This window comes from Pseudomonas sp. GL_090, from assembly GCF_057837765.1.
Genome location: NZ_CM174452.1, coordinates 2156326 through 2169609 on the forward strand (window position 1 = coordinate 2156326; position 13284 = coordinate 2169609).

Consider the following 13284-nt stretch of genomic DNA (forward strand, 5'->3'; position numbering starts at 1 on the left):
GATGCAAATCGGGTGACTTTGTTTTTAGATTCGCCCTTGAATAGCGTAGTGCCATTATGACTCGTAGTTTTTCTCTTTTAATGTTGGCAAGCATCGCTTTACAAGGTTGCATGTTTTCCCCCGGCCAATACCTGAGCACCAGTGATATCACGCGCCAGGGCGCCAGCGAGAGCAGCCGGGTCGAGCTCATTCCGATCACGCCCAAGCTCATTTCCATGAACAGGGTCACGCAAAAGCGTGAGTCCGTGCCGGCAGAATTGTTGGCGGCCCCGGCCGAGTACCGCATCGGCAGTAACGATGTCCTGTACATCACGGTCTGGGATCACCCGGAGCTGACGGCACCCTCCGGCGCGCAACAGCAGATCGATGCCAACGGTCGTCTGGTCCGTGCCGATGGCACGCTCTACTACCCGTTTATCAAAGAGGTTCAGGCGGCCGGAAAAACCGTCCAGCAACTGCGATCGGACATCGAAACCAGGCTGTCGGCCTTCATCGCCGAACCGCAAGTGGATGTCGCCGTGTTGCGTTTTTCCAGTCAGAAAGTCGTGGTGACGGGCGCCGTTTCGAAGGCCGGTCCGCAACCGATTTCCACCAACCCGCTCAGTGTGGTCGAGGCCCTCGGTTCCGCCGGTATCGATACGGCGAGTGCCGATTTGTCCGGTCTGTTGCTGACACGAAACGGGCGGGTCTACACGCTCAATCTCGACACGCTCAATCAGCCGGATTCCGAGTTGCAGAACGTCTACCTCAAGGGTGGCGATCAGTTGTATCTGCCATACAACGACAAAAAGCGCATCTACGTCATGGGCGAGGTCAACCAGCCCCGCGCACTGAGCTTCAAGACCGCCACCATGAACCTGTCCGATGTGCTGGGCTCGGTCGGTGGATTGAGTCAGACCACCTCCAACGGTAACGCCGTGTACGTGATCAGGGGTGTTGAAAACCTCGATGTGGAACCGGCGAAGGTCTACCAGTTGCAAGCCCAATCCCCGACTGCCATGGCGCTGGCCACGCACTTTGAAGTACGTCCCCAGGACGTTGTCTACGTAGGTCCTGCCAACGTGACTCGCTGGAATCGCTTCATCAGCCAATTGGTGCCGTCGGCATCGATTGTCGGTACGGGTGCTTCCGCGGCGAAGAACATGAGTGAAGTCAGCAGCAACAGCAATTAAGGCCGGGTCCGATCGTGAGAACGTTGAATGTTGGCGTCTGCTTGATAGCGGCCTTGATGTTGTGTGGCTGTAACCCGCTGATGGTCGCTTCGATGACCAACCTCAAGTCAGCGGTGACGGGGCCGGATGAGCTGGACGTGACGGCGGCCCAGGTGGCGGATGTACGCTATCCCCAGCTCAAGCTGACCACGCCGTCCGGTTCCGGCGTGCTGGCGCTGGTGCGTGAGCGCGGCGACCTGCAGTTCTGGGTCGCGTCCGGCAAACAGGTTCTGCTGATGCGTGATGGCCTGGCGGTGCGCAGCATCGGCCTGGGCCTGGACGGCGATCTGGACGGAACGCGTCTTGCCGACGTCTCGCCCTTCAAGCAAGGCCTCCATCAAGTGCCCGATGGCTACACCAGCCAGCGCTGGATCGATCTCTATCAGGGCCAGGAAGTCGGGGTGATCTTGAACAGTCGCTTCTCCCGCCAGTCCATGGAAACCCTGGAAATCCTCAACAAGGAATACGCCGTGCTACGTGTCGACGAGCAGATTGACGCGCCGGCCATCGGCCTGCGTGCGACCAATCGTTACTGGGTCGATCCCGTTGACGGTTTCATTGTGCAGAGTGAGCAACAACTGACCTCGCAACTGCGGGTCAAGATCGTGCAACTGACCCCTGACCGCAGGCATGCCCGGTGAGGCGGCTCAGGGCTCTATCGGCGTGCCTGCTGTTGATCGCCAACGTCAGCCATGCAGCGGTCACCGTCACCGGTGACGTTGCCAACCCGGGGGTGGTCGACCTGCCGGCGGGCGGGCGATTGCTGGACGTGATCAGCGTGGCACAGCCCAATGCCGAGAGTTACTGGTTGGCGGGCGTATTGCTGCGTCAGTCCCTGGTCGAACAACAGACCCGGCTCAAGGCCGGGGTGTTGTTCGATCTGGACGTGTTGCAACGCATGGCCGTGCTGTTCGACAGGCCGAGCCGGGCTGCCTTGGCGGTGCGGTTGGCCGAGCAAGTCAGGCGCATGCCGGTCACCGGGCGCCAGGTGGCTGTTCTGGACCCGGTCGCCGTGGAAGTCGGGTTTGCCCGCAACATTCGCCTGGACGACGGCGATCGCCTCATCTACCCGCTGCGGGTCGACGAAGTCGAGGTGCTCGGCGCTGTCGCCGAGCCGTGTCGGTTGCCCTATCAAGCGCTGCAAGAGGCCCGTGATTACCTGCAAGGTTGCACGCCGCTGGTCGATGCGGACGCCGATTACCTGTGGTTGATCCAGCCCAACGGCGTCACCCGGCGCGTCGGCATTGCCCACTGGAATCGCGAGAGCGGGCAGATACCGGCCGCCGGCAGCAAGATTCTGGTCCCGGTCAAAAACGATGATCTTGATCCGCCTATCCCTGAACTGAATCAGCAGTTGGCCGAATTTATTGCCACGCAGCTGGCTGAGGTGGTTCGTTGAATTTACGTTTTGCAGCCGTATTGTTATTGCCGTGTGGTCTGGCTCATGCAGAACCACGCATTACCCAGAATGATTTCGGTGGCGCGGGCTTATTGCAAACGCCGACGGCGCGCATGGCGCCGGCCGGTGAGTTGAGCCTGAATGCCAACCGCACCGAGCCCTATAGTCGCTACAGCGTTTCACTCCAGCCACTTGAGTGGCTGGAAGGCTCGTTTCGCTACACCGCGATCACCAACCGCCCCTATGGCCCCGAGTCGTTGAGCGGCAACCAGAGCTACAAGGACAAGGCGGTCGACCTCAAGGCCCGCCTGTGGGAAGAAACCCATTGGGCGCCCGAGGTGGCCTTGGGCTTCCGGGACATCGGTGGTACAGGCCTGTTCTCCAGTGAGTTCGTGGTGGCCAACAAGCGCTACGACAATTTCGATTTCAGCGCCGGCATTGCCTGGGGCTACCTGGGCAACCGCGGCGACTTCGAAAACCCGCTGGGCTACATCAGTGACCGCTTCAAGACCCGGCCCGACAGCGAAGGTACCGGTGATGTCAACGCCGGGGCCTATTTTCGCGGCAGCCCTTCCTTTTTCGGCGGAGTGAGCTACCAGACACCCTGGGATCGTCTCAGCCTGAAACTCGAATACGAAGGCAACGATTACAAGCACGAGCCGAAGGACAACCAGATCAAGCAGGACTCGCCGATCAACCTCGGCGCGGTGTTCAAAGTAACTGACTCGATCGACCTCAGCGCAGCCTGGGAGCGCGGCAATACAGCGATGTTCGGTGTCACCTTCCACACCAACTTCGCCAGCCGCAAGGCGCCGGCCAAGACGTTCGATCCGCCGGCTGAACCCTTGCCGGCGAAAGCGCCGAGCACCGGGATGGATCAGGTCGATTGGGCCGATGTGTCCCGGCGTCTGCAGCAAAATGCCGGGTACAAGGTCGAGCGCATCAGCCAGCGCGATTCCGAGTTGATCGTGTATGGCGAGCAGCAGCGTTACTTCCATTCGGCCAAGGCCGTAGGCCGGGCGAGCCGGATTCTGGACAACAGCGTCAACGACGACATCGACTGGTTCACCGTGGTGAACAAGCGCTACGACCTGCCGCTGGAAGAAACCAGCGTGCCGCGGCAAACCTTCCGCGAAGTGATCAACAACGAGGAGCCGTTGCAATCGCTGCACCGCACCACCGAAATCAATCCGGCGATGCCGCACAACGAGAAAACCCTCTACACCGAAGCGATGCAGCCATTCGCCTATGGCGTCGGGCTGGGCTTCAAGCAGAACGTCGGTGGCCCCGATGGCTTGCTCTATCAATTCAGTGCCGACGCGGACGCGGAGTACCGCTTCAACCGCAACACCTGGTGGAGCGGCTTGCTCAGTGCCAACCTGATCAACAACTTCGACAAGTTCACCTATGACGCACCCAGCGGCTTGCCCCGCGTGCGCACGGACTTGCGCCAGTACATGACCACGTCCGATGTCACCATGCCGTTGTTCCAGGTCAGCCATGTCGAGCAGTTGGACAAGGACCTGTATGGCATGGTGTACGGTGGCTACCTGGAGTCGATGTTTGCCGGTGTCGGGGGCGAGGTGCTGTTCCGTCCGACCGGTGAGCGCTGGTCGTTGGGCGCGGACCTGAACTACGTCCGCCAGCGTGAGTTCGACCAGGGTTTTGGCTTGCGTGATTACGATGTGTTGACCGGCCACATCACCGGCTACACCGACTTGCCCTACGATACGCTGGCAGCCGTCAGCGTCGGGCGTTACCTGGCAGGTGACTGGGGCGGCACGCTGGATATTTCACGGGAGTTTTCCAACGGCGTGCGGTTTGGTGCCTGGGCAACGATCACCACCGCAACCGGCGCTGAATACGGCGAAGGTAGTTTCGACAAAGGCATCTACCTGTCCATTCCGTTCGACGAACTGATGAGCATGTCGACCATGCGCCGCGCCAATCTTGTCTGGTCGCCGCTGACCCGGGACGGTGGTGCACGGCTCAATCGCAGCTACCAGTTGCACTCGATGACCGACAGCCGCGACGATGACATGTTCTATCGCAACTTCGAGAAGATCACTGAGTAACCTCGGCACAAAGGCCCTTGTGGGAGCAGGTTCCCACAAGGGCAATGCGGGATTTATCAGCTGGACTGTGGCATTTCGCCGTTGGCCAGACGCTTGTTGATGTCGGCGATCACTTCCGGCAGATCGGTGATGGTGTCGATCATGTAGTGCGGGCGCGAACTTTCGAACATCCCGTGGATGCGCTTGCGCTCGCTGTCCAGTTGGTCGCTGCCCAGGGCGCGATAACCTTCGTAGTCCAGGCCCAGGGCGTTGCCCGAGCAGATCAGCGCCACGGTCCACATACCGGCGCGGCGACCCTCGAGAATGCCCGGCACGGTGTCGTCGATCTTCACGCAGGCGGCGACGTCGTCGATGCCCAGGGCGATGACGTTGGCCAGTGCCTGGGCCGGCCATGGACGACCATTCGGGACTTCGTCGGTGGCAACCACGTGATCGGCCACGTAGCCGTTGGTGGCGGCCAGTTCAACGACCTTGTCCATGACCTGTTTCGGGTAACCGGAGCAGGAGCCGATCCTGATCCCTTGCTGGCGCAGGTTGGCGATGGTCTCCAGCGCCCCAGGGATCAGTGCCGAGTGTTCGGCGATTTTTTCGATCTGCAGCGGCATGAAGCGTTGGTAAATCGCGGTGACGTCATCGTCGGTCGGCGTGCGGCCGAACACTTTGCGATAACGCTCGGCAACTTGCGGCTGATCGCACAGGGTGCGGATGTGGTCCCACTTGCCCATGCCCATCGGGCCACGGGCCTCTTCGATGGACACCTGGACGTCGAACTCGGCGAAGGCCTCGACGAAAATCTGCGTCGGGGCGAAGGAGCCGAAGTCGACCACGGTGCCGGCCCAGTCGAGGATGGCGGCTTGCAGTTTGCTTGGGTTGGAGTAGTTCATGTCTGGAAATCCTTTGGCAACTGGCTAATGGGGGCTGCTTTTACTGTGGGAGCCAGCCTGCTGGCGATGAGTGCCTGACATTCAACGGATGTGTTGGCTGACAGTCCGCTATCGCGAGCAGGCTCGCTCTCACAGGGGAATGCGGTGTGGGTTAGATCTCTAACACTTCCATCTCGCGCAACACTTCGGCAATCGCCGCCACGGCTTCGCGCATTTCGGCTGGCTGGACGTAGCCGATGCAGCCGACGCGGAAGGTTTCGACCTGGGTCAGTTTGCCGGGGTAGAGGATGTAGCCCTTGGCCTTGACCCGCTCGTAGAATTCCTTGAATGCGTAGCGCGGATCTTTCGGGGCGTGGAAGGTGGCGATGATCGGCGCCTGGATAGCCGTCGGCAGGAAGCTGCGCAGGCCCAGTTTGCCCATCTCCTCCATCAATGCCTGGCAGTTGGCGGCGTAGCGTTCGTGCCGCGCCGGCAAGCCGCCTTCTTCGTTGTATTGCAGCAGGGCTTCGTGCAGCGCCGCGACCACATGGGTCGGCGGGGTGAAGCGCCACTGACCGGTCTTGGCCATGTAGGCGTGCTGGTCCTGCAAGTCCATCGCCAGTGAGTGCGAGTTACCGGCGGCGCTGGCCAGGGATTCTTTGCGAGCGAAGACAAAACCCATGCCCGGCACGCCTTCCAGGCATTTGCCCGAGGCGGCGATCAGTGCGTCGAATGGCACTTGCTGCGCATCCACCGGCAGGGCGCCGAAGGAGCTCATGGCGTCGATGATCAGGCGCTTGCCGTGTTCTGCGACGACCTGGGCGATCTGCGGCAGCGGATTGAGGATCCCGGTACTGGTTTCGCAGTGAATCAGGGCGACGTGGGTGATGCCGCTATCGGCGCGCAGCAGGCGGTCGACATCGGCGGCGGTGGTCGGCTCGTCTTCTGCGGTTTCGAACGTGCTGAAGGAGCGGCCCAGCACTTCGCAGATTTTCGCCAGGCGTTTGCCGTAGGCGCCGTTGATCAGTACCAGAATCTTGCCGTCCCGAGGCACCAGCGTGCCGATCGCCGCTTCGACCGCGAAAGTGCCGCTGCCTTGCAAAGGCACGCAGTGGTGGGTGGCGGCGCCGTTGATGATCGCCAGCAGTTGCTCGCAGAGGCTGGCGGTCAGTTGATTGAAGCGGTCATCCCATGAACCCCAGTCAACCATCATTGCCTGACGGGTGCGGGCCGACGTGGTCAACGGGCCGGGGGTGAGCAGGATGGGTTCGGCAGTACTCATTCTCGTGTCCTCGCAATCGATGGGATGAAGCGTTGGTGCCTAAATTGCAATTTGCCGTGTTATCAATCAAATTGTTTGTTGTTATGCCAGCCATCAGCGAGAGTTATTCATGAACCTGTTTCAGCTGCGCGCCTTCGATGCCGTGGCGCGCGAAGGCAGTTTTACCCGGGCGGCGGCGCGGCTGTTCATCAGCCAGCCGGCGGTTACCGGGCACATCAAGGCCCTGGAGGAGCACTACCAGATCACCCTGCTGCGCCGCACCGCCCGCCGGGTGGAACTGACGGAGGAGGGCACCAAACTGGCGGCAATCACCCGGGCGATGTTCGGTCTGGCCGAGGAGGCGCAGGTGATGCTCGAAGCCAACCGGCAATTGCTCACCGGGCGCCTGGAGGTAGCGGCGGACGGCCCGCACATGGTCATGCCGATGCTCGCCAGCCTGCGGGCGCGCTATCCGGGGATCACCGTGAACCTGCGCCTGGGCAACGCGCAGGAAACCCTGGCGGCGTTGTTGTCTGAACATGCCGACGTGGCGGTGCTGACCGAGGTCGAGCCGCGCAAGGGACTGCATCTGCAAGCGCTGAGCGAATCACGGATTTGCGCGCTGGTGCCCGACGGGCATCCTTGGGCGCAGAAGAGCAAAGGCGTGCAACTCAAGGAGCTGGATCAGGTGATCATGGTGCTGCGCGAACCGAGTTCGATAACCCGGCGCACCTTCGATGAGGCTTGTGCCCAGGCCAGGGTCAATCCGCGGGTGTTGCTGGAACTGGACAGCCGCGAAGCGGTGACCGAGGCGGTGGCCGCCGAACTGGGGGTGGGAGTGGTGTCGTCGGTAGAGGTCAGTCACGACCCTCGGGTGGCGGCGGTGCCGATCATTGGCGAGGGGTTGGTGAATCGGCACATGATTGGCTGTATGGAGCGACGGCGGAATTTGCGCTTGATCCAGGCGTTTTTCGGGTTGGCGCCAGTCAGGTAGACCGAGTTGCCTGCATCGCTAGCAGGCTGGCTCCCACAGTGGTCCTGTGTTGTCTGCATAATCTGTGGTCAACGCAAATCTCCTGTGGGAGCTAGCCTGCTAGCGATGGGGCCGGACCTGCTTACACAAGACTTTCGCGAACCATCTCGAGAAAAGTCGCCACCACCCGCCGCGAACTCTGCTCGCGCAAGCACACCAGGGTTTCAGTCAGCCTGCGTTTGCAATCGGTAATCGGCAACGCACACACCCGTGAATCCGCACCAAACTCGGCAGCCGACACCACGCCCACCCCAATCCCGACCACCACCGCTTCCCGCGCCGCTTCCCGACCTTCAACCTGAATTGCCGGGCGAATGCGAAACCCGGCCCCGGCCATTTCCTCTTCCAGGGTCTGCCGGGTCACCGAACCGATTTCCCGCAACACCAGCGGCGTGTCGTCGAGGTCGGCGAGAGTGATGGATTCGCGTTCTGCCCACGGATGATTGCGCGACACGAACGCCACCATCGGGTCGTTACGCAGGGGCAGGGAAATCAGGCGTTCATCGCTGACGTCACGGCCCAACAACGCCAGGTCGGCCTGATAGTTGAACAGTCGGAACAGCGATTCATCGGTGTTGCCGGTTTCGATCTTCACGCTGATCCCGGGGTAGCGTTCGCAGAAACGGGCAATCTGCGGCAGCACATGCACCGGCGCATCCACCGCCAGAATCAGGCTGCCGGTTTGCAAGGCCTGGGAGTCCTGCAACAGCTCCTGAGCTTCGGCTTCGATGACAAACAATTTCTGCGTCACGCCGAGCAGGCGCTCGCCCAGGTCGGTCAGGCGCACGGAGCGCTTGTTGCGGTGAAACAGCAAAACCCCGTAGCGCTCTTCGAGTTTGCGCACCTGGTCGGAAATCGCCGGTTGCGTCAGAAACAGGCGCTCGGCGGCCTTGGTAAAGCTTCCATGCACCGCCACGGCATGGAAAGCTTTGAGCTGGGCGTGGGACACCGACATGGGAATCTCCAGTAACAAGCTGGCCTTATATTTGAAATACGATAAATCGATTTCACTTATTAATCAGTAATTGTTTTTATCCACCTCAGCCCCGGTGACTGGTCAGTCGAACAGCAGCGGGAGCCATGAGCCTGTGCGTGCAACTACAGGACTCATCTGACCGGTATCCGCCGTAGGGACAGGGCGATATCGCAGTGCTCAACAATAAAAACACAGGCGTTTTCTTCCAATTCTGCCGGCACACTCACACCCTGAGGTCAGAACCACAATGAACAAGCACATCGGCACCATCAAGCGTTGGCGCGTGCAGATCTTCGCGATCACCTGGCTCGCCTACGCCGCGTTCTACTTCACCCGCAAAGCCTTCTCGGTCGCCAAGCTCGGTATTGGCGAAGACCCGACCTTCATGCTCGACAAAATGGCCATGGCCAACCTCGACGCCATCTACCTGACGGCCTACGCCGTCGGTCAGTTCACCTGGGGCATCCTCGCAGACCGTTTTGGTCCTCGGGTGGTGGTGCTCGGCGGATTGCTGATTTCCGCCGGCGCGGCGCTGGTGATGGGCAACTTCGCAACCTTACCGATTTTCGCTACCTGCATGCTGATACAAGGCCTGGCGCAGTCCACCGGTTGGTCGGGGCTGTGCAAGAACCTCGGCAGCTTCTTTCCCTCCGAGCAACGCGGGCGGGTATTGGGCTTGTGGAGTTCCTGCTACGCCTTTGGCGGTCTGGTAGCCTCGCCGTTTGCCGGTTGGTGGGCGTACACGCTCATCGGCAGCTGGCATGCGGCGTTCATTTCCAGTGCGGCGGTGGTTGGGCTGGTCGCCGTGCTGTTTTTTATTTTCCAACGCAACAAACCGGAAGACGTCGGCTTGCCGGCGGTGGAGCCGGAACCCGAGCTGACCGCTGAACAGGCCGACGCGCAAAGCAAAATCAGCATGTGGGAGCCGTTGAAGGAAATCCTGCGCAACCGCACCGTGCTGGTGCTGGGGTTGGCGTACTTCATGCTCAAGCCGGCGCGCTACGCGATTCTGCTGTGGGGGCCGGTGATCGTTTTCGAACAGATGCCCTCGGTGGGCAAGGTCGGCGCGGCGATCATACCGACCGCGTTTGAACTGGCCGGGTTGCTCGGGCCGATCCTGATTGGCCTGGCCTCGGACAAACTGTTCGGCGCCCGGCGCATGCCGGCCTGTGTGATCAGCCTGTTGGCGCTGACTGTGTCCCTGGCGTTTTTCATGGGCGCCCTGCATACCGGCAGCGTGCTGCTGGTGGTGGCGCTGCTGTTCGTCATGGGCCTGACCCTCTACGGACCGGACTCGATGATCAGCGGCGCGGCCGCCATCGACTTCGGCACCGCCAAGGCCGGCGCCACGGCAGCCGGTTTCGTCAACGGCTGCGGCTCGGTCGGGGCGATTCTTGGCGGACTGCTGCCGGGCTACTTCGACACCGTTACCGTGTTCATTGTCTTCGCCGGTTGCGCCATGTTTTCGGCGCTGGTGTTGATCCCGCACTGGAACAGCCGCCCCGGTGGCCTGGGTACTCACTTCGCCTATGTACCCAATAAAGCGATGACCATCAAACCCCTGCGTACCTGAATCCTGTCCCTCGTCGCCTGCTGCACCTGCGGCAGGCCGGCGTGTGGGCAACTGACCGGAGATTGACCCCATGAGACCCTTTTGGCTGGACCAGGCCTTGAAGGCTGATGCATCCGAAACCTGTCCGCCACTGGAAGGCGACACCCGCGCCGATGTCTGCATCGTCGGCGGTGGTTACACCGGGTTGTGGACCGCGATCATGCTCAAGGAGCAGAACCCCGAGCTGGACGTGGTGCTGATCGAAGCGGACATCTGCGGCGCCGGGGCCAGTGGACGCAATGGCGGATGTGCGTTGTCGTGGTCGGCCAAGTATTTCACCCTTGAGCGCTTGTTTGGCGTCGAAGAAGCCGTGCGCCTGGTCAAGGAGTCCGAGCGCAGCATCCATGCCATCGGCGCCTTCTGCCAGCAGTATGGGGTGGACGCCGATTACCGCCTCGACGGTACGCTCTACACCGCGACCAATCGTGCTCAGGTCGGCTCGACCGATGCGGTGATCGCGGCGCTGGAGCGCAACGGCATCAACTCGTTCACCCAGCGGCCGGTGGCCGATGTGCAGCGCATGGCCGGTTCCGACAAACACCTGGAAGGCTGGTTTTCCCCGGCCGCGGCCAGCGTGCAGCCGGGAAAACTGGTGCGAGGCTTACGCCGGGTAGCCCTGCAACTGGGGGTGAATATTCACGAAAAGACCGCCATGACCGGGCTGGAGGAGGGCAGGCCGGCAGGCATTCAAACCCCCAACGGCACCATTCGCGCCGACCGTGTGGTGCTGGCGATGAACGCCTGGATGGCCCGGGCATTCCCGCAGTTCGAACGCAGCGTGGCGATCGTTTCCAGCGACATGCTGATCACCGAGCCTCGGCCGGACTTGCTCGACGAAATCGGCTTGACCAGCGGCGTCACGGTGCTCGATTCGCGGATTTTCGTGCACTACTACCACAACACTCCGGACGGCCGGATCATGCTCGGCAAGGGCGGCAATACCTTCGCTTATGGCGGGCGCATGCTGCCGGTGTTCGATCAACCTTCGCCTTACGCCGGTTTGTTGCAGAGCAGCCTGGCGGATTTCTTCCCGGCGTTCGCCGACGTCAAGGTCGAAGCGACCTGGAACGGTCCATCCGACCGCTCGGTGACCGGGTTGCCGTTCTTCGGGCAGATGAGCGCCAGTGGCAATGTGTTCTACGGTTTTGGCTATTCAGGCAGCGGTGTCGGTCCCTGCCATATGGGCGGGCAGATTCTGGCGTCGATGGTCCAGAGCCTGGACAACCCCTGGACCCGTTCGCCGCTGGTCAATGGACCGCTGGGTTTTTTCCCGCCGGAGCCGATTCGCTACATCGGCTCGCTGATGGTGCGCAACGCCATCCGCCGCAAGGAGCGCGCGGAGGATCATGGGCGTCGGCCACGGCATCTGGACGTGCGTCTGGCGAAGTTCGCTGCGGCGGCCGGCAAGGCTGACAAGGGCTGAGCGTCAGTGCGCAAGGTCCGAGCGGTTGAGCAGCCAGTCGAACAGCAGGCGGGTATCGCCACGGGGCTCACGCGGGCGAGGGCGGTGAGCTTGTGGCCGAGGGCCCATGGCCGTACAAAGCACCGGGCGATCCGGGTCACTGTCGAGGAAAATCACCAGCACCTCGCTGCCAGCCACGGGCAAGCGGGCCGGATCGATCCAGTCCTCGGCGGTGGTCAGCGCCAGCGGTAGCCACAGGCCGTCGGACGCCTCCGCGGCTGATGGTGTGGCGGGCCAGAGGTTCACCTGAACCCGGCCATCCTCGTCCACTGCCGCCGGTTGCCCGATCGGGCCGCACACCTGACCAGGCTGATACCCGGGGATACTCGGCCTGGGTTGTTTGAGCGCCGGCCTGAACACCGTAGACCAGGGGATGGCGCTGAATTGATTGCGGTAACCCTGGGCCATGTCGGGTGTGTCATCGAGCAGAATGGATGAATGACGGCCCTGATGACGGATTTCGGTAACCAGCCATTGATCATTGAAATTCGCCAGCGGGTGCTCGGCCACCTGCAGGATTCCGCCACTGCGTAATGTCCCCTGGTTGCTTTGACCGTGGATCTGCAGGTGTCGGCAGCGCAGGCGTTCCAGTTGTCGACGACTGAGCTGGTCGCGATGTTGTTGTAAGCCAGCGGGACAGTGTCTCGCCGTGGCGAACGAATGATTGGCTGCGCCTTCGCTGATGTCCGCTGCACCCGGATTCCTGGTGCCTGGGCGCACAGGGGAGAGCGGAGCATCATGGCGCTGGAACAGTTCGCTGATCACAGGTTCCTGGTGTTCGCCGCTGCTCATCGACATGAGCAGCGGTTCCTGGGAGAAACTCAGGCTGTCATCGGCCAGCACCAGCACATGGCCGTCGCGTTGATGCTCGAAGTGATAGTGGATGCCTTCTTCCTCGCACAGCCGTTGCAGCAGCGCCAGGTCGGTTTCTTCGTACTGAATGCAAAAAGGTCGCAGGGGGTAGTGCCCGGTTGCCAGTTCAAAACGATAGCTGCCGGCGGGTAACCCATGTTCCTCCAGCAACTGGCGCAGGATCATGGGTACGCTGGCACACTGGAAAATACGTCGGCATCGTTGCTGTTCCAGCGACTGGACACGGGGTACCAGCGCCAGTTTGTAAGCGACCCGGTGTCCGCTTCGATGTTCACAACTGGCGCTGTGCATTACGCCATGAATGCCTTGGTCGTGGCCGAATTCGAGGAACGCCGGTTGATGCAGCAATCGCTCAAGGTTCAGGGCCGGTGCCAGCCCGATCACCTCGATGTCGAATCGATAGGGCTGGTTGAGAGCTTCATGACCACTGAACCGGACCACCTGGAAGCTCAGGTCGTCGTCGAGAAGCGTCAGGGTGGTGGGACTTTCCTTGTCGTTGTGCATCGAACTCGCTACCGC

11 protein-coding genes are annotated in these 13284 nt (G+C 61.6%); 7 read left to right on the forward strand and 4 right to left on the reverse strand.

The window, feature by feature from the left end:
• The first annotated feature begins 56 nt into the window (after positions 1-56).
• The 4 genes from AC3ITA_RS09635 to AC3ITA_RS09650 are packed head-to-tail and all read left to right on the forward strand — an operon-like array spanning position 57 to position 4685.
• Positions 57-1172, forward strand: a complete 1116-nt coding sequence (locus AC3ITA_RS09635; protein WP_191628361.1) for a polysaccharide biosynthesis/export family protein — start codon at positions 57-59, stop codon at positions 1170-1172.
• A 14-nt stretch (positions 1173-1186) separates the two neighbouring features.
• On the forward strand, positions 1187-1852 hold the full coding sequence (locus tag AC3ITA_RS09640) for a YjbF family lipoprotein (protein ID WP_095943334.1): 666 nt from the start codon (positions 1187-1189) through the stop codon (positions 1850-1852).
• The gene (locus tag AC3ITA_RS09645) at positions 1849-2610 is read left to right on the forward strand and encodes a capsule biosynthesis GfcC family protein (RefSeq protein ID WP_095943335.1); all 762 of its coding nucleotides are present in this window, start codon (positions 1849-1851) and stop codon (positions 2608-2610) included. Before AC3ITA_RS09640 ends, AC3ITA_RS09645 begins: the two co-directional genes overlap by 4 nt.
• Positions 2607-4685 carry a YjbH domain-containing protein gene (locus AC3ITA_RS09650; RefSeq protein ID WP_095943336.1) on the forward strand — a complete coding sequence of 693 codons (2079 nt, stop codon included), beginning with the start codon at positions 2607-2609 and terminating at the stop codon, positions 4683-4685. Before AC3ITA_RS09645 ends, AC3ITA_RS09650 begins: the two co-directional genes overlap by 4 nt.
• A gap of 56 nt (positions 4686-4741) precedes the next feature.
• Here AC3ITA_RS09650 and phnX read toward each other — a convergent pair whose 3' ends face one another.
• Positions 4742-5569, reverse strand: coding sequence for a phosphonoacetaldehyde hydrolase (gene phnX, locus AC3ITA_RS09655; protein WP_095943337.1), 828 nt, complete (start codon positions 5567-5569; stop codon positions 4742-4744).
• 151 nt (positions 5570-5720) lie between these two features.
• Positions 5721-6830, reverse strand: a complete 1110-nt coding sequence (locus tag AC3ITA_RS09660; protein WP_095943338.1) for a 2-aminoethylphosphonate--pyruvate transaminase — start codon at positions 6828-6830, stop codon at positions 5721-5723.
• A 109-nt stretch (positions 6831-6939) separates the two neighbouring features.
• Between AC3ITA_RS09660 and AC3ITA_RS09665 the strand changes: the two genes are divergently transcribed.
• A complete protein-coding gene (locus AC3ITA_RS09665; RefSeq protein WP_095943339.1) occupies positions 6940-7803 on the forward strand; it encodes a LysR substrate-binding domain-containing protein in 864 nt (287 codons plus the stop codon).
• Positions 7804-7924: 121 nt separating this feature from the next.
• On the opposite strand, the gene AC3ITA_RS09670 is transcribed toward AC3ITA_RS09665, so the two are convergent.
• Positions 7925-8797: a LysR family transcriptional regulator gene (locus AC3ITA_RS09670; RefSeq protein WP_095943340.1), complete on the reverse strand. Its 873-nt coding sequence runs from the start codon at positions 8795-8797 to the stop codon at positions 7925-7927.
• A gap of 268 nt (positions 8798-9065) precedes the next feature.
• Between AC3ITA_RS09670 and AC3ITA_RS09675 the strand changes: the two genes are divergently transcribed.
• Together AC3ITA_RS09675 and AC3ITA_RS09680 are read left to right on the forward strand one after the other, a co-directional pair.
• Entirely contained in the window at positions 9066-10391 is a 1326-nt protein-coding gene (locus AC3ITA_RS09675) for an MFS transporter (RefSeq protein WP_150671792.1), read from the forward strand.
• 70 nt (positions 10392-10461) lie between these two features.
• Positions 10462-11853, forward strand: a complete 1392-nt coding sequence (locus AC3ITA_RS09680; RefSeq protein ID WP_489280105.1) for an FAD-dependent oxidoreductase — start codon at positions 10462-10464, stop codon at positions 11851-11853.
• A 3-nt stretch (positions 11854-11856) separates the two neighbouring features.
• Here the strand turns inward: AC3ITA_RS09680 and AC3ITA_RS09685 are convergent, their stop codons facing one another.
• Positions 11857-13269: a type VI secretion system Vgr family protein gene (locus AC3ITA_RS09685; RefSeq protein WP_489280107.1), complete on the reverse strand. Its 1413-nt coding sequence runs from the start codon at positions 13267-13269 to the stop codon at positions 11857-11859.
• Between the last annotated feature and the right edge of the window lie 15 nt (positions 13270-13284).